This window comes from Providencia sp. PROV252, from assembly GCF_033676005.1.
GTDB classification, from domain to species: domain Bacteria; phylum Pseudomonadota; class Gammaproteobacteria; order Enterobacterales; family Enterobacteriaceae; genus Providencia; species Providencia vermicola.
Genome location: NZ_CP096294.1, coordinates 413,712 through 429,556 on the forward strand (window position 1 = coordinate 413,712; position 15,845 = coordinate 429,556).

Genomic DNA, 15,845 nt, shown 5'->3' on the forward strand with positions numbered 1-15,845 from the left:
TCAGTGACTAAATTTACATGCATCGGCATATACCGAAAGTACGTCGCGAATTTTTGCAAAAATAAAGGACTTCGCTGAGCCGTCGATCATGCCTTCTCTCAATTGTTGGAATTGATGCGGCATGTATTGGCTTAAAAGTGGTAAAGGGATCGGTTTTGAAGATAAGTTAGCCATCAGTGTTTCTATGGCTTGGTTAATTTCTTTATCAGGCCAGTAATAACGAATTCGGTCACTAAAGCTATAAACGCGTGCAAACGCTTGCTGCTGGGCATCACCATGGTAGTACTTTTGCCAAAATTCGGGCTCACGGCACATCAGCTGTTCCATTTTCTCTTTTAAGTGGGAACACTGTTCCGTCGGGAACATTTCATCCTCAATTTCACATAGAGAATAGAGTGCTTCTCGCATAGCAAATGTTAAAGCAGGGCCAACTTTTAAAATGGCAAAGTGGTCTTGAACGAGCTGCTTATAGGCATCTGGTGTTTGGTAATCGGTTGAGTGTGCTTCAAAAACGAGGTGAGGATAGTCATTAACAACTTTACTCAAGGCTTGTGCTTTTTGGGGTTGGTAATCAATAACATGAATATGGTCAAACTCCACGCCAGGTTGAACGACTAGGCCAATAACACGTGTCCAGCAATCACTGATACCTGCTTTTTCGAATGCTTTCGCATGGCAGTCTAATGTTTTCTTCGCGGCTTGTGGGGCTGTCACTTCAACGCCTTCAAGATCTTCAGTTGCTCCACCAGGTACAGGAACTTCTGTACCAATAACATACACGATATCGCTGTAACCGAATTTTTCTTTGGCGGTCTTTTCTGCAATAACGGCGAGTCGGGCGGCACGTTGTGCAACAATTTCATCCGTGAGTGGAACGGGATCATCTGCACAGGACATACTGCAATCAAGGTGGATTTTCTTGAACCCTGCGGCAACGTAATGCTCAATTAAGACATCCGCATTATTCATGGCATCAGCGGCATTAAGCCCTTGCCAACGATTAGGACCTAAATGGTCACCACCAAGAATTAACTTATTCAGAGGGAAATTGATTTTTTCTGCTTTTTCAACTACATAATTGAAAAAATCAGCCGGAGTCATACCCGTATAGCCACCAAATTGGTCAACTTGATTCGATGTGGCTTCAATTAAAAGAAAGGAATCATTATCCAGCGCTTGGTGCAATGATGCTTCAATCACAAATGGGTGGGCTGAGCAAACAGAATAAATACCATTCTGTTTACCAAGTTTATTTTGCTGAACAATCTTTTCTAAAGGATGCATTAATACTAACTCCACAATCAACACGGTTGTATTGTTAATGGAGTTAGCGAATTATTGCTCTTTATCGACGATGACTACTTCAATTTTATGGTTTTTCAACTCTTGGACATATTCTTCAGGAATGCCAGAGTCTGTCACCAAAACATCAATATCAGCGAATTCACGGATCATATGACAACTGCGCTTACCAAATTTCGTAGAATCAGCAACCGCAATAACTGTTTCCGAGATTTCACACATTAACCGGTTAAGGCTAGCTTCCTGTTCATTGTGTGTTGTGATACCAACGCGTAAATCGAATCCATCAACCCCAAGAAAAACCTTGTCAAAACGATAATTTCTGAGGCTATTTTCTGCTTGTGAGCCAGAAAACGATAAAGCATTTTTGCGCAATGCGCCGCCAGTCATTAGTACATCAACGCCTGCGGCTGTTGCTAACTCCATTGCGACATCTAAACCGTTAGTCATGACAACGACGTTATCCCGCGACTTTAAGTGTGTCGCAATTTCCCGTGTCGTTGTCCCCGAGTCTAAAATGATCGTGTCGCCATCATTAATGAGCGCGGCGGCGGCTTCCCCTATTAATGTTTTTGTGCCCGCATTCTGCCCACGCTTTTCGTGGATGCTTAGTTCAGCAATAAACCCAGTATTCGGAATTGCTGCCCCATGGGAGCGGACCACATAACCATTCTTTTCAAGAAAGCTTAAATCGCTACGGATGGTGACACTTGAAACTTTAAATATTTCGGCTAAATCTTCGACTCGTGCTTTACCTTGTTGGTTAATCATGTCGAGGATTTCCATACGCCGTTCAACTGCCGCTTTCACTTTCGTCTCCTTACGAAGCCAAATGATTTGTTTTCATTTGATTTCGAATTAAGTTTACTACGCTAAAAAATACCGACAACGAAAAAAAACAAAACTTTTGATCTCTTTCACAAAGTTTCGATTTGCGTGTTGTTTGCTTACGGATATTTTCAAATTTTAAATATCATATCTTCGAATAAGAAAGTATCCAATCAATAAAGTATCAATAATTGTACTTTTACTGAGCAAACTCGGTGTTTTGCATAAATATTAGCAATATTTGCAAAAAATTCGCGGAATATAAGCTCAAAAATCGGCATAAAGTGTGAAGGTGATATTTAAATTTCGAAAGGAAGAGAAGTTTCTTTAAATCAAAAACAAAAGTCAGCGGTTTACTGTATGTTATTTATACTCTCTTCAATTGTTCTAACTCAAACTACTTTCTTTCAAATTCTTTCATTTTGCTGTTTTGTGATTTCAATCTCTTTTGATTTTTCGTGTTTTGGGTAATGCTATAAAAATAACCTGACTGTTTCGGATTAATTTAAATGCCTGCAAACCAACCCACTTACTTTCATATGATGGCGAAACCCACGAGTTATCGCTGCAATATTAAATGCGAATACTGTTTTTATCTGGAAAAAGAAAATGTGTTTCACGAGCAACCTGCGCAAGACCAACATGACGTTATGCCTGATAACGTGCTACGTCGTTATATCAAAGACTATATCCAGTCCCATGCAGGTGAGCAGGTCGATTTTTCATGGCAAGGTGGTGAGCCAACACTTGCAGGGCTCGAATTCTTTGAGCGAGTTGTAAAATATCAAAAGCAATATGCCCAAGGAAAAACCATCACAAACAGTGTGCAAACTAATGCGATAGCGATTAATCGGCAATGGGCGCAGTTTTTTGCAGATCATCATTTTTTAATCGGTGTATCTATTGATGGTTTAGAAGCAGTTCATGATAAATATCGAATTTCCGTTAATGGCAACCCAACTTTTGAGCGTGTTAAAAAAGCAATTCAGCTTTTGATTGAATATGGTGTTGAATTTAATACCTTAACCGTTGTTAATGACCAAAATTGGCGGAAAGGGAAAGAAACGTACCGTGCTTTGAAAGCATTGGGTTCCACGTTTTTTCAGTTTATCCCTATTGTTGAGGTGGATAGGCGCTTTCCTCATATCCAAGGTGGCCATTATGCACCTGGGCCAAATGCCGTAATGGCACCTTTTTCAGTGCCCGCTGAAGGTTATGGGCAGTTTATGGCTGATGTTTTTGATGAATGGATCCATCAAGGAGATATTGGCAAAGTTTATATTCGTCTATTTGATAGCTTATTAGGGACTTGGATGGGCTATCCAGCATCAACCTGTGTGCAATCTAAAACGTGTGGGCAAGCGCTGATTATTGAATCTAATGGGGATGTCTATTCCTGTGACCACTATGTGTACCCCGCAAATCGATTAGGTAACGTACAACAACACTCCCTTTCTCGTATTGTCTCCTCTAAGCAGCAAGTCCGTTTTGGGCAAAATAAATATGACAAGCTAACTAATCTTTGCCAGCGCTGTGAGGTTCAAAGCCTTTGTTATGGTGGTTGCCCTAAGCACCGGATCACGGCGATAGAAGGTGAAAAATATCGCCATAATTATTTATGTCATTCATATAAAAAGATTTTTCATCATACCGCTTTAGGTATGCAGTTAATGCGCCAAGCGATATCACGTGGCGCTTTAGCCAGTGATGCACTGGGTGCAATACAGCATGCTTACAAGCAATAATCATATTATCTGGAGATATTTTTGTGAGATTACCTTCTATGAAGAGAAGCCTGCTAGCTGGATTGATAGCAGCGAGTAGCCTAGTGCCTCCCATTGCGGCGAATGCGGGCGGGACACCAGAAAAGCCGAATGTTTTATTGATTATCATGGATGACTTAGGAACAGGGCAGCTCGATTTTGTGCTTGATAGTCTTGATGTCAAAGAACTTGCACAGCGCCCGTCACCACAGCGTTATCAGGGTGATATTAATCAGATGGTGGAAGCAGCAAGAGTGGCAATGCCAAATGTTGCGGATATGGCTGCTGGTGGAATTAAGATGACCAATGCATTTGTTGCTCATCCTGTTTGTGGCCCATCACGAGCGGGTATTTTTACTGGGCGTTCTCCTGCGAGCTTTGGCACTTACAGTAATGATGATGCGATGTTAGGTATTCCACAAGACATCAAACTATTACCGGCACTATTCCAAGAAAATGGTTATGCCACAGCTAGTATCGGGAAATGGCATAATGCGAAGGTCTTGAAAAAACCTAAAATTGCATCAGAAAAGCAAACTCGTGATTATCACGATAATATGATTTCGACACCAGAGCCTGGTTTTTCACCTCATGAAAGAGGTTTCGATTATGCGTATAGTTTCTATGCATCGGGAGCGGCACTTTGGAACTCTCCGGTAATGTGGCGAAATGGTGAAAATGTGCCAGCGTCTGGCTATACCACGCATTTACTAACGGATGAAACTATTAATTTCATTGATGGGCACAAAGATAAACCTTTCTTTATCAATCTTTCATACAGCGTACCACACATCCCATTAGAAGAAGCCTCGCCAGCGAAATACATGGATAAATTCAACACGGGTAATGTTGAAGCCGACAAATATTTTGCTGCATTAAATGCGGCTGATGAGGGAATTGGCAAAATTATCAACACGCTAAAGGAAAATGGTGAATTAAATAATACGCTAATTTTCTTTATTTCTGACAATGGCGCGGTGCATGAGTCGCCAATGCCAATGAATGCGATGGATAAAGGCTTTAAAGGACAAATGTTTAATGGTGGTGTACGTGTTCCATTTGTCGCTTATTGGCCAGGGCATATTCCAGCGGGTAAACAGAGTGATGCGATGGTCTCTGCGATTGATATCTTACCAACTGCATTACAAAACGCAGGGATCTCCATACCTGATAGCATGAAGGTTGAAGGCAAAAATATTATGCCACTCTTAATGGGTAAAACAGAAAAGTCACCACATGACTACCTGTATTGGACAGGGCCAGGGACGAAACATTACAGCGAAGAAAACCAAGATTTTTGGCATGGCTACCATGAATGGATCACTTATCAACGCAAAGAAATTCCAAACAACCCAAATTTAGAAAAACTATCGAAAGGTTCATGGGCGATCCGTGATGGGGAATGGGCACTTTATTTTTATGATGATGGTTCTAACCAGCTTCAATTATTCAATGATAAACAAAACCCAGCCGAATCGAATGATTTAGCGGCGCAATATCCAGAAAAAGTAAAAGAGTTAAAATCTGCTTATTATCAATGGGTTAAAGATAAGCCTAAACCCGTTGTATGGGGGCAAGATCGTTACCAAGTTCTGATTGAATCAGCAAAATAAACACAAGATTTTATTTTAATCTGCGCGCAAGGATGCGCCTGTTTGCATCATAGAGAAATACGTATGACAATACCGACTGAACGCCCAAAGCTGCCTTATGAACACCCTGATATCAAAATTTATCAGAAGTTATTCAAAGAGAATATCATTCGAAGATTAATTAGAAAGTCAGCCTATCAATGTAACGATAACCACATCACCAAAGCCTTTCAAGATGAAAATCAACCCCTTTCAGTTCTTTGCGAATTATTAGTACGCTATACCACGGAAGCTTTTGTTCATTATCAAACATGGGGTTACTCCCACGCTTACTACCCTGGTAGCCCAGGCCAGCAAACAGTGCGAACTGATGCCCTAGAAGGGGTTAGTAGGGTACTACCTTTACTTGCTTCATGGCTAGTTCACAGCCAAAAAGCAACATTGAATGGGTTAAATTTAGCATCAATTGACCTTTCTGAAATCATCAAAAATGCATTTTTACATGGTACAGACCCTACTCATAAAGGCTATTGGGGAAGGCTTGAAAATTATGACCAAAAAATTTGTGAATCTGCAGATTTAGCGCTGACTCTCTGGTTGAGTCGTGAGTGGGTATGGGAAAAATTAGATAACCTTGCGCAACAACGAATTATTGAGTGGTTTGAACAGGTTAATCATTGCGATATCGTTGATAATAACTGGCACCTTTTCCCGCTTACTGTGCAATTTGTGCTCCAAGCTCTCACTGGTCGAGATGCCATTGCAACGTGGCGGTATGAAAGAGTAAAACAATTTTACGTGGGTGATGGCTGGTTTCGAGATGGCGCGAAAGGTAACTTCGATTATTACAATGCATGGGGATTTTACTACTCATTATATTGGCTAAACCAAATTTGCCCAGACTTCGATGAAGAATTCATTCGTAGTTCACTAAATCAGTTTAACCATCATTATCGTTATTTTATGACACCACAAGGGATCCCCTTTTTTGGCCGCAGTGCATGTTATCGCCTCGCGGTGTCCGCACCTTTACTTGCAGGCGTTGATTTAGGTGGTGATGCAGTGAGTGTGGGTGAGGCTAAAAATGCACTAGAAAGCACTTTACGTTATTTTATTGGCCATGGTGCTTTAAAAGCAGGAGCGCCAACTCAAGGTTTATTTGGTTATGATGCCCGCTTAGTCGATAATTATAGTGGTCCTGCGAGTAGTTTTTGGTCATTACGTGCAGTGATTATTGCTTTGTATTGTGGCAACCGCATTCAACTTTGGGATAGCCCTAGCAGTCCGCTGCCAATTGAACACTCAGACTTTCATTTCGAAATATCGTCCATTGCAGCAACGGTTATTGGTGTGAAAGAAACACAAGAGGTTACTGTGATATTTCGTGAAGATTACCTCAAACAACAATCTCCTCTGACACGTCGCTTAGAAAAGCAGTTATGTTCTCAGAAAGTAGTTGAAATGCTATTAGGTCAATCAAGGCGCCCTAAAAACAATCTGTTACGTAAAGGAGTCACGAGTTATAGCTCTAAAATGGCTCACTACTTCTAGCCTTTCTTTCATTTGCTTTCAGTGCGAAAGGGATGGAAATGTGATTTAGATCTTTTACCTTTCCTATTCTTTCGTTTAATATTAATCGAAATAAATCGAAAGTTAAGAGGCGACTATGTACTTGGTATCTACCCGTAATATGTTGAACAAAGCCCAACTGGGAGGCTATGCAGTTCCCGCATTTAATATTCACAATTTGGAGACCATTCAAGTTGTTATGGAAACTGCCGCAGAAATGGCGTCTCCCGTTATTTTAGCGGGGACACCGAGTACATTTTCTTATGCAGGAAGTGACTACTTGATTGCTATTTGTCAGCAAGCGGCTGAGCGCTATAAAGTCCCAGTCGCTTTACATCTCGATCATCATGAAGATATTCCAGATATTTTCCAGAAAGTCTCTGCGGGGGTGCGCTCTGCGATGATTGACGCTTCTCATTTTCCGTTTGATGAAAATATTCAAATCGTTAAACGGGTTGTTGATTTCTGTCATCAATGGGATTGCACAGTAGAAGCGGAGCTGGGGCGTTTAGGCGGACAAGAAGATGACTTAGTTGTTGATGCCGCGGATGCGCTTTTTACTGACCCTGATGCCGCCGTTACTTTTATTCAAAGAACGGGTATTGATTCATTAGCCGTTGCAATCGGAACAGCTCACGGTATGTACAAAAGTGAGCCACATCTGGATTTCGCTAGGCTAGAAGCAATCCGTAAAAAAACAGATGTGCCTTTAGTGCTTCATGGTGCTTCGGGGATCCCTGATGCGGATGTTAGGCATTGTATTGAGCTTGGAATTTGTAAAGTCAATGTCGCAACAGAACTCAAAATCGCATTTTCTGATGCAATTAAGCAGTATTTCATTGAAAACCCAGAAGCGACAGATCCCCGTCATTATCTGGTTCCCGGAAAGGCGGCGATGAAAGCGGTTGTGATGGATAAAATTCGTGTTTGTAAAAGTGATGGAACACTTTAATAAGCCAAAATAATCTGAATTTGTTTGATGTATAAACCAAATTTGTTGTTGATGATACGCAGTAGATCTTTTTAAAAAAAGGAATGTTATGAAACAAGTTGCTGTTTTACTCGCTGATGGTTTTGAGGAAGGAGAAGCGGTCGTTTTCATTGATGTCATGCGCCGGTTAGATATTCATGTAGATGTGCTGTCTTGCATGGATACGCTTGTTTTAAATACGTATTTTGGTACTAAAATTAGTGCAGATCATCTTTTAGTCGATAAGCTAGCCCATAGTTATGATGCGGTGATGATGCCTGGGGGGCCAAAAGGAACTGATCGCTTGTATGCGAATGAAAAGGTGGTTGATTTTCTTCGTCGGCATATACATGAGGATAAATATATTTGTGCACTATGCTCTTCAGGCGCAAAGGTATTAGCCGCACACGAGTTACTGGAAGGGAGATACTACAGTACAGGCGACAAGCTGGCTGAAAAATTTAATGATGGTATTTATCTTGATCAGGATGTTGTTGTTGATGGAAAGTTTATCAGTGCAAAAGGGCTTGGTGTGAGTTTTGAATTTGCATTTACAGTTGCAAAACATTTATTGGTCGACAATATTGATAAAGTGGATTGGCAAGCTAAGCATATTTATTTTAAACACTGGCCGCTTTCCTATCTATAATTTTTATTGGTAACTACGTACTTTTATATCGGCAATAAAGGTAATAAATAAAGCGGGAATAATATTTTCCCCCGCTTTATTTTTATCAACTAGTCGAATGAAAATAAAAATAGAGAATTAATAGCGTATGAAGCTATTTTTTATAATGATAAGAATAAATGATGATTTATAAATATCATAACAATTAGATTTAAATTAGAAATTTTCCGTTATAAACATTAAGCTGGTCAGATATATAATCACCAGTAAGGAATGAAAATGCGGAATATTGCTATTACAAAAAATAATATTATTTCTGGCTTTCAATGGTTCTTTTTTATCTTTTGTAATACGGTTGTTATTCCCCCGACGTTACAGTCTGCTTTTCATTTGTCACCACAAACCACGTTTGTTATTACTCAGTATGCTTTTTTATTAACAGCTTTAGCTTGCTTGTTGCAAGCATTTATAGGCCATAAACGCTCCGTGATGGAGGGGCCAACAGGGTTGTGGTGGGCAACAATTTTAACCGTAACTTTGTCAGAATCTATGCAAGGAACTCCTCTTGAGACGATTGGATGGAGTTTAGCCATGGGGATTTTTCTGTCTGGGATTATTACTATTCTTATTGGCCTAAGCGGTCTTGGTGGTTGGTTAGCGGGTTTGTTCAAGCCTGGTGTGCTGGTGGTCTTTATGTTTTTACTTGGCGCGCAACTGGTCACTATTTTTTTAAAAGGAATGTTAGGGCTACCCTTTGGTGTTGGCAGTGAAAATATTACAGTTAATTATCCTGTATTCTTTTTGGCGCTCGCAGTACTGATATTTGTGATAGGGGTAATTGTGTATTTACCCGTGAATATTAGCAAATATGCATTATTGATTGGAACAATCATAGGGTGGGTTGCCTATAGTGGGTTATTTGGTAGCACGATATCATCTGTTTCATCAGGGGAATGGGTATTATTTCCATTAGGCCGCTCTGATGAAATTAATATAAGCATTGTGATAACAGCGATTTTGGCTGGGATATTAAACACATCAAATACGTTTGGAGCAATGCGCGGAACGGATGTTTTTTACCCTAATTCATTACCCGTTAAGTCCTTATATCGGCGTAGTTTTATGATGTCAGGAGTTGTAACAATATTAGCAGCGCCGATAGGCGTAGTGCCTTTTTCACCGTTTGTTTCATCAATTGGTTTAATTACTCAAACAAAAGACTGTTCACGTATCTCTTTTACTATTGGCAGCCTTATTTTCTTATGTGTGGGCGGGGTTGCAGTATTGACTCAATTTTTCCGCTCTTTGCCGTTAGCCATTGGTAGCGCGGTTATGTTAGCAACTTATTTGCCGTTATTATTTTCGTCATTTTCATTTCTGACGGATATGAAATTAAATGCACGTAATATTTATCGCCTCGCATTACCTATTTTTATTGGCATTTTTTTGATGTCAGCACCTGCTGCGGTACTAAATTCGTTACCAACAATGTTTAGTTCTTTACTGGGTAATGGGTTACTTATAGGCATTATATTGGCTCTTATTTTAGAAAATACGATCAAGTGGGATAAAATCTCCTAAATAATAAAAGAGCACTAAGCGGTTGTGCAGCTAATGCTCTTTTTCAGTAAAATTCTAACGGCCTAAATAACCATCCCAATCTTTCCAAACGGGCTGTAAACCGGCTTGCACAAGTGCATTCGCTACTTGTGCGGCACTGCGGTTATCATTTGGGGAAAATTGTTCTAGCTCTTCTTTGGTATCTGCATAACCCCCTGGTTGGGTTTTTGAGCCTGCGCTGACATTATTAATCGCGAGTGGTACTACATGGTCGCGAAAGTACGGAGACTCACGAGTCGACAGTGAAAGCTCAACATTGGGGGCAAGTAACCGAAAGGCACAAATGAGTTGGACCAATTCCGCTTCATTCATCAGTGATGCAGGCTCAACGCCACCCGCACAAGGGCGCAAACGCGGAAATGAAATGGAATAGCGGCTTTGCCAATAATATTGCTGTAAATACAGTAAATGCTCGGCCACCATGTAGCAATCGGTGCGCCAACTATTAGATAAACCAATTAATGCCCCAAGACCAATTTTATCCACACCAGCTTCACCAAGTCGTTCAGGGGTGGCTAAACGCCAGTGGAAATCTTGTTTTTTACCCTTGAGGTGATGCAACTGGTAGGTTGGCTCATGGTATGTTTCTTGATACACCATCACACCATCTAAGCCCAATGTTTTCAATTCCTTATATTCGTCAGTGCTTAATGGTTGCACTTCCATCATCAACGAACTGAAATAAGGGCGAATGATAGGCAAAGTATGGCGGAAATAATCCATCCCTACTTTACTTTGGTGTTCCCCTGTGACTAACAATAAGCTATCAAACCCAATTTTGCGGATCGTTTCGCACTCATTGATTATCTCAGCATCATTGAGTGTTTTGCGTTTGATTTTGTTACTCATCGAAAAACCACAGTAAGTACAATCGTTTGCGCATAGATTGGATAAATAAAGAGGAACGTAAAACCCAACCGCATGACCAAAACGTTGGCGGGTGAGTCTTTGTGCTTTTTGTGCCATTGCCTCGACATAAGAGCGTCCAGCAGGGGAGAGTAGCGCCATAAAATCATCGAGGGTGAGGATATCACTCGCTAAAGCGTGTTCTACATCGTGGGCGGTTTTGCTATTGATTCGCAGTGTTGTGTCGTCCCAATCCAATGTACTTAAGCGCTCTTGGAAACGGGGGATCATGATAATGCCTCCAAAAAGCTGGTGAGTGGGCTGGAAGCTTGGGCTTGTTGCTTCGGTGCAGCTAATCCACTTTGATAAGCTAGTTCAGCGGCCTCGACGGCAAGTTTAAAGGCTTTCGCCATTAAAATGGGGTGCTTGGCAACGGCAATCGCGGTATTCACCAACACCGCATCAGCCCCCATTTCGATAGCCTCTGCGGCGTGGCTCGGTGCGCCAATCCCTGCATCGACAATAACGGGCACGGTGGCTTGCTCGATAATAATCCGCAGCATCTCTTTAGTGGCTAAGCCTTTATTGGTGCCGATAGGCGCACCTAATGGCATGACTGCCGCGCAGCCAACTTCTTCAAGACGGCGGCACAGTACAGGGTCTGCACTACAATAAGGTAATACCACAAACCCTTCTTTGACGAGCTGCTCCGCGGCGAGCAGGGTTTCGATAGGATCGGGTAATAAATAGCGCATATCAGGGTGAATTTCGAGTTTGACCCAGTTGGTGCCCAGTGCCTCTCGAGCAAGGCGGGCAGCAAATACCGCTTCTTGGGCGTTTTTTGCCCCCGATGTATTGGGTAAAAGCTTTACGCCAAGCTCTTGAAGAGGTTGTAAAATACCATCATCCTGTCCACGCAAATTAATTCGTTTCATGGCCATGGTGACTAATTGGCTACCTGAGGCTTGAATGGCATCTTGCATTAGCCTGGCATTGGCAAACTTTCCTGTTCCTGTAAATAGACGTGATTGAAAGGTAAAATCGGCGATTTTTAACATTGTTAGCCCCCAGCGATAGCTTGAAATAACAAGATATTGTCTTGGTCATTAATGAGATGAGAATCCCACTGACTCTTTGGAATGATCACTTGGTTGATAGCCAGCGCTGTGCCAGCGCTGGAGCGGCCTAGCGTCTCAAATAACTGGTTGACAGTCAGCGGGGCATCAAGCGCCATAGTTTGGTCATTAATTAGGATATGCATGCTTCTTCCCGACAAACTGGACATTGCAGCGAAGGCGTTAACTGCAAAGTGTTCCACTGTTGTTGTTTTCCATCGAACAAGCGTAGTTTTCCGCTTAAAGATGAAGGCAACCCGACAAGTAATTTAAGGGCTTCAAGTGCTTGTAGCGTACCGATAACACCAACGACAGGCCCTAATACTCCCGCTGTGCGGCAGTTTCGCTCAGGTTCATCTTGATCGGGGTAAAGGCAGGCGTAACACCCTGAACTAAACGGCGGTTCGAGCACCATTAGCTGTCCACCAAAGCCCACTGCGCTACCGCTAACGAGTGGCGTGTTGGTCATGACACAGGCGGCATTGACGGCATGGCGTGTTGCCATGTTATCGCAGCAATCAAGCACTAAATCGACCTGCTCAACGAGTGGGATTAATGTTTCAACTTCTAGTTTTTGCACAACTGCTCGTGTTTTCACGAGCGGGTTGAGTTGATGAAGCCTCTTTGCTGCAAGTTGGGCTTTTGACTGTTCGATATCATCAGTATTGTAGAGCACTTGTCTTTGTAAATTAGAGACATGCAGGTTATCGTGGTCAGCAAGCCATAATTCGCCAACGCCTGCACTAGCTAAATAGAGGGATGCGGGAGAGCCTAACCCACCTAAACCGACAATCAGCACTTTGCTATTTTTCAGTTTTTGTTGCCCTTCAGGGCTAATGTCTTCAAGTAATAGCTGGCGGCTGTAACGCATGAATTCTTGGTCACTTAACATGATTAAATTCCTCGAATTATCAACCGTGTGTCTATTTCACTAAATACACGGCTAATTATTTGATTGTGAATTAATTAACAAGCGCGATGACGCTCAATTAAATTCAGTAACGTTTCAGTGGCTGCCCGCCAATCATCGGCTTTGGTAATTGCACTGACCAGTGCCACACTGCCAACACCTGTTGCTAAAACAGCAGGTACGCGCTCAATGGATATTCCACCAATGGCGACAGTTGGGTAATCAGGTGTTGCCTCAACCATCGCTTTTAGCGTTTCCAATCCTTGAGGAGATGACGGCATCTCTTTGGTTTGTGTGGGGAAAATATGCCCCATTGCAATATAAGAGGGGCGCACGGATTTGGCGATGGCTAACTCATGTTCATCGTGGGTTGAAATGCCTAACCGAAGCCCTGCTTGGTGGATTGCCAGCAAGTCAGTGGTTTCCAAATCCTCTTGACCAAGGTGTACGCCGTAAGCGCCAAACTCCACAGCTAAGCGCCAGTAGTCGTTGATAAATAACCGTGCGTTATGTTTTTTACCCAAAGCAATAGCTTTTTGGATATCATCGCGTACATCAGCATCCGCTTTGTCTTTGATGCGTAATTGAAGGGTGGAAACACCTGCACTAAGCAGGCGTTCAATCCATTCAACGGAATCAACAACAGGGTAGAGACCGAGGTATTGCTCGGTTTCGGGAAATGGCGATGTTGGCGTAATAATAGGATTAGGCGATTTTTTCATTATCAGCGACCTCTGCATTCACAATTTCTGCGCCATGGTATAGCTCGCTACCGTGGGCTCGGAAGGCTTCAGACATCTGTTCCATACCCGCTTCTTTTTCGTTTGCTTCTTTTTGGGCTGCGTAATCACGTACTTCTTGGGAGATTTTCATCGAACAGAATTTCGGCCCACACATTGAACAGAAATGGGCAATTTTCCCCGAAGCTTGTGGCAAGGTTTCATCGTGATATTTACGTGCGGTTTCGGGGTCTAATGCCAAGTTAAATTGGTCTTCCCAACGGAATTCGAAACGTGCTTTTGACATGGCATTGTCGCGAATTTGTGCACCTGGGTGGCCTTTGGCAAGGTCAGCTGCGTGCGCTGCAATTTTATAGGTGATAAGCCCTTGTTTAACATCGTCTTTGTTCGGCAGGCCCAAATGCTCTTTTGGTGTGACATAACAGAGCATTGCACAACCAAACCAGCCGATCATTGCTGCACCAATGCCTGAGGTAAAGTGGTCATAACCTGGTGCAATATCGGTTGTGAGCGGCCCTAAGGTATAGAATGGGGCTTCGTGGCAATGCTCCAACTCTTCCGTCATGTTGCGGCGGATCATCTGCATCGGTACGTGGCCGGGGCCTTCAATCATCACTTGGACATCATATTCCCACGCAATTTTGGTTAACTCACCAAGGGTATGAAGTTCGGCAAATTGTGCGGCATCGTTTGCATCTTGGATGGAGCCTGGGCGCAAGCCATCACCTAATGACAAGGAAACGTCGTAAGCGGCACAAATTTCACAAATTTCGCGGAAGTTTTCGTACAGGAAGTTTTCTTGGTGATGAGATAAACACCATTTTGCCATGATAGAACCACCGCGCGAGACAATGCCCGTCAAGCGTTTAGCGGTCATTGGTACGTAACGCAGCAAGACTCCAGCATGGATAGTAAAGTAGTCAACGCCTTGCTCGGCTTGTTCTAATAACGTATCGCGGAACATTTCCCACGTCAGGTTTTCCGCTACGCCATTGACTTTTTCAAGGGCTTGGTAGATGGGAACTGTGCCGATGGGGACTGGGCTATTACGTAAAATCCATTCACGGGTTTCATGGATGTAGCGGCCCGTGGACAAATCCATTACGGTATCTGCGCCCCAGCGCGTTGACCAAATCAGTTTTTCCACTTCCTCTTCGATGGATGAAGTGACCGACGAGTTGCCGATATTGGCGTTCACTTTCACCAAGAAGTTACGGCCAATAATCATCGGCTCAGATTCAGGGTGATTGATATTGGCTGGGATGATGGCGCGACCCGCGGCGACTTCTTGGCGAACAAACTCAGGCGTGATATTTTCGGGTAAATTAGCCCCAAAGCCTTGCCCTGGATGTTGTTGCAGCAAAACCTCACCACGAATACGTTCACGACCCATATTTTCGCGGATGGCGATAAACTCCATTTCTGGGGTAATGATGCCTTTACGAGCGTAGTGAAGTTGGGTGACGCATTTGTTGGTTTGCGCTTTTAATGGGTGTGGGCGGTTGTTAAAGCGTAAGTGGTCGAGACCCGCATCAGCGAGACGCTGTTGTGTGAAGTCAGAACTTAAGTTTTCGACTTCGGTGGTGTCTGAACGTTCGTTTATCCACGGTGCGCGAATTTTTTTCAGGCCTTTGTGAACGTTGAGTTCTGATGTTGGGTCGCCGTAAGGGCCTGAGGTATCGTAGATAGGAACGGGTTCGTTATCTTCAAATTGCGGGTTATCTTTGTCGCCACCAATGAGGGTTTGCGAAAGCTGGATTTCTCGCATCGGGACTTGAATATCGTCTCTTGAACCTTGGAGATAAATACGTTCAGAATTCGGAAATGAAACACCAGAAACGGTGTTAATAAAGTTTTCAGCGGCGTCACGTTGGGCCTTACGCGTGCGAGCAGGTGCAGCTTGTGGGGATAAATCAGCGGTCGGTATAACATTATTTGTAATATTGGACATAGCAATTTCCT

At 42.8% G+C, this 15,845-nt stretch carries 14 protein-coding genes; 6 read left to right on the forward strand and 8 right to left on the reverse strand.

The features are described 5' to 3' along the window. Both kbaZ and agaR read right to left on the reverse strand, forming a co-directional pair. Positions 1-1,284, reverse strand: a complete 1,284-nt coding sequence (gene kbaZ / locus M1F05_RS01835) for a tagatose-bisphosphate aldolase subunit KbaZ (RefSeq protein WP_206086812.1) — start codon at positions 1,282-1,284, stop codon at positions 1-3. 51 nt (positions 1,285-1,335) lie between these two features. Continuing rightward, entirely contained in the window at positions 1,336-2,112 is a 777-nt protein-coding gene (gene agaR / locus M1F05_RS01840; protein ID WP_206086811.1) for a transcriptional repressor AgaR, read from the reverse strand. Positions 2,113-2,639: 527 nt separating this feature from the next. On the opposite strand from agaR, the gene M1F05_RS01845 reads away from it, so the two are divergent. The 6 genes from M1F05_RS01845 (at position 2,640) to M1F05_RS01870 (ending at position 10,233) form a co-directional block, all read left to right on the forward strand. Then, positions 2,640-3,875 (forward strand): anaerobic sulfatase maturase, encoded by a 1,236-nt coding sequence (locus tag M1F05_RS01845; RefSeq protein WP_206086810.1) that lies wholly within the window; start codon positions 2,640-2,642, stop codon positions 3,873-3,875. Between the two features lie 23 nt (positions 3,876-3,898). Beyond that, the gene (locus M1F05_RS01850; protein ID WP_318825969.1) at positions 3,899-5,506 is read left to right on the forward strand and encodes a sulfatase; all 1,608 of its coding nucleotides are present in this window, start codon (positions 3,899-3,901) and stop codon (positions 5,504-5,506) included. A 63-nt stretch (positions 5,507-5,569) separates the two neighbouring features. Then, complete coding sequence (locus M1F05_RS01855) at positions 5,570-7,036, forward strand: DUF2264 domain-containing protein (RefSeq protein ID WP_206086808.1); 1,467 nt, start codon at positions 5,570-5,572, stop codon at positions 7,034-7,036. Positions 7,037-7,151: 115 nt separating this feature from the next. Next, entirely contained in the window at positions 7,152-8,006 is an 855-nt protein-coding gene (locus M1F05_RS01860; protein WP_206086807.1) for a tagatose bisphosphate family class II aldolase, read from the forward strand. Between the two features lie 88 nt (positions 8,007-8,094). Then, entirely contained in the window at positions 8,095-8,673 is a 579-nt protein-coding gene (locus M1F05_RS01865) for a DJ-1/PfpI family protein (RefSeq protein WP_206086806.1), read from the forward strand. A gap of 258 nt (positions 8,674-8,931) precedes the next feature. Continuing rightward, complete coding sequence (locus M1F05_RS01870) at positions 8,932-10,233, forward strand: uracil/xanthine transporter (protein WP_206086805.1); 1,302 nt, start codon at positions 8,932-8,934, stop codon at positions 10,231-10,233. A gap of 54 nt (positions 10,234-10,287) precedes the next feature. On the opposite strand, the gene thiH is transcribed toward M1F05_RS01870, so the two are convergent. From thiH to thiC, 6 genes are all read right to left on the reverse strand, one after another. Then, positions 10,288-11,409, reverse strand: coding sequence for a 2-iminoacetate synthase ThiH (gene thiH, locus M1F05_RS01875; RefSeq protein WP_206086804.1), 1,122 nt, complete (start codon positions 11,407-11,409; stop codon positions 10,288-10,290). Beyond that, positions 11,406-12,176, reverse strand: a complete 771-nt coding sequence (locus M1F05_RS01880; protein ID WP_206086803.1) for a thiazole synthase — start codon at positions 12,174-12,176, stop codon at positions 11,406-11,408. The genes thiH and M1F05_RS01880 overlap by 4 nt, the downstream gene beginning before the upstream one ends. Positions 12,177-12,178: 2 nt before the next feature. Next, on the reverse strand, positions 12,179-12,379 hold the full coding sequence (thiS, locus tag M1F05_RS01885) for a sulfur carrier protein ThiS (protein WP_206086802.1): 201 nt from the start codon (positions 12,377-12,379) through the stop codon (positions 12,179-12,181). Next, positions 12,367-13,125 (reverse strand): HesA/MoeB/ThiF family protein, encoded by a 759-nt coding sequence (locus tag M1F05_RS01890; RefSeq protein WP_206086801.1) that lies wholly within the window; start codon positions 13,123-13,125, stop codon positions 12,367-12,369. Before M1F05_RS01890 ends, thiS begins: the two co-directional genes overlap by 13 nt. 74 nt (positions 13,126-13,199) lie before the next feature. Further along, positions 13,200-13,865, reverse strand: coding sequence for a thiamine phosphate synthase (thiE, locus tag M1F05_RS01895; RefSeq protein ID WP_206086800.1), 666 nt, complete (start codon positions 13,863-13,865; stop codon positions 13,200-13,202). Next, positions 13,849-15,834 (reverse strand): phosphomethylpyrimidine synthase ThiC, encoded by a 1,986-nt coding sequence (gene thiC, locus M1F05_RS01900; protein ID WP_206086799.1) that lies wholly within the window; start codon positions 15,832-15,834, stop codon positions 13,849-13,851. Before thiC ends, thiE begins: the two co-directional genes overlap by 17 nt. Positions 15,835-15,845: the final 11 nt, after the last annotated feature.

What these genes read in the sequence shown, in the direction of transcription:
- M1F05_RS01890 (WP_206086801.1), bottom strand. Translation starts at nt 13,125, where the DNA reads ATGTTAAGTGACCAAGAATTCATGCGTTACAGCCGCCAGCTATTACTT.
- thiC (WP_206086799.1), bottom strand. Translation starts at nt 15,834, where the DNA reads ATGTCCAATATTACAAATAATGTTATACCGACCGCTGATTTATCCCCA.
- M1F05_RS01855 (WP_206086808.1), top strand. Translation starts at nt 5,570, where the DNA reads ATGACAATACCGACTGAACGCCCAAAGCTGCCTTATGAACACCCTGAT.
- M1F05_RS01870 (WP_206086805.1), top strand. Translation starts at nt 8,932, where the DNA reads ATGCGGAATATTGCTATTACAAAAAATAATATTATTTCTGGCTTTCAA.
- thiH (WP_206086804.1), bottom strand. Translation starts at nt 11,409, where the DNA reads ATGATCCCCCGTTTCCAAGAGCGCTTAAGTACATTGGATTGGGACGAC.
- M1F05_RS01860 (WP_206086807.1), top strand. Translation starts at nt 7,152, where the DNA reads ATGTACTTGGTATCTACCCGTAATATGTTGAACAAAGCCCAACTGGGA.
- M1F05_RS01865 (WP_206086806.1), top strand. Translation starts at nt 8,095, where the DNA reads ATGAAACAAGTTGCTGTTTTACTCGCTGATGGTTTTGAGGAAGGAGAA.
- M1F05_RS01880 (WP_206086803.1), bottom strand. Translation starts at nt 12,176, where the DNA reads ATGTTAAAAATCGCCGATTTTACCTTTCAATCACGTCTATTTACAGGA.
- thiS (WP_206086802.1), bottom strand. Translation starts at nt 12,379, where the DNA reads ATGCATATCCTAATTAATGACCAAACTATGGCGCTTGATGCCCCGCTG.
- M1F05_RS01845 (WP_206086810.1), top strand. Translation starts at nt 2,640, where the DNA reads ATGCCTGCAAACCAACCCACTTACTTTCATATGATGGCGAAACCCACG.
- thiE (WP_206086800.1), bottom strand. Translation starts at nt 13,865, where the DNA reads ATGAAAAAATCGCCTAATCCTATTATTACGCCAACATCGCCATTTCCC.
- kbaZ (WP_206086812.1), bottom strand. Translation starts at nt 1,284, where the DNA reads ATGCATCCTTTAGAAAAGATTGTTCAGCAAAATAAACTTGGTAAACAG.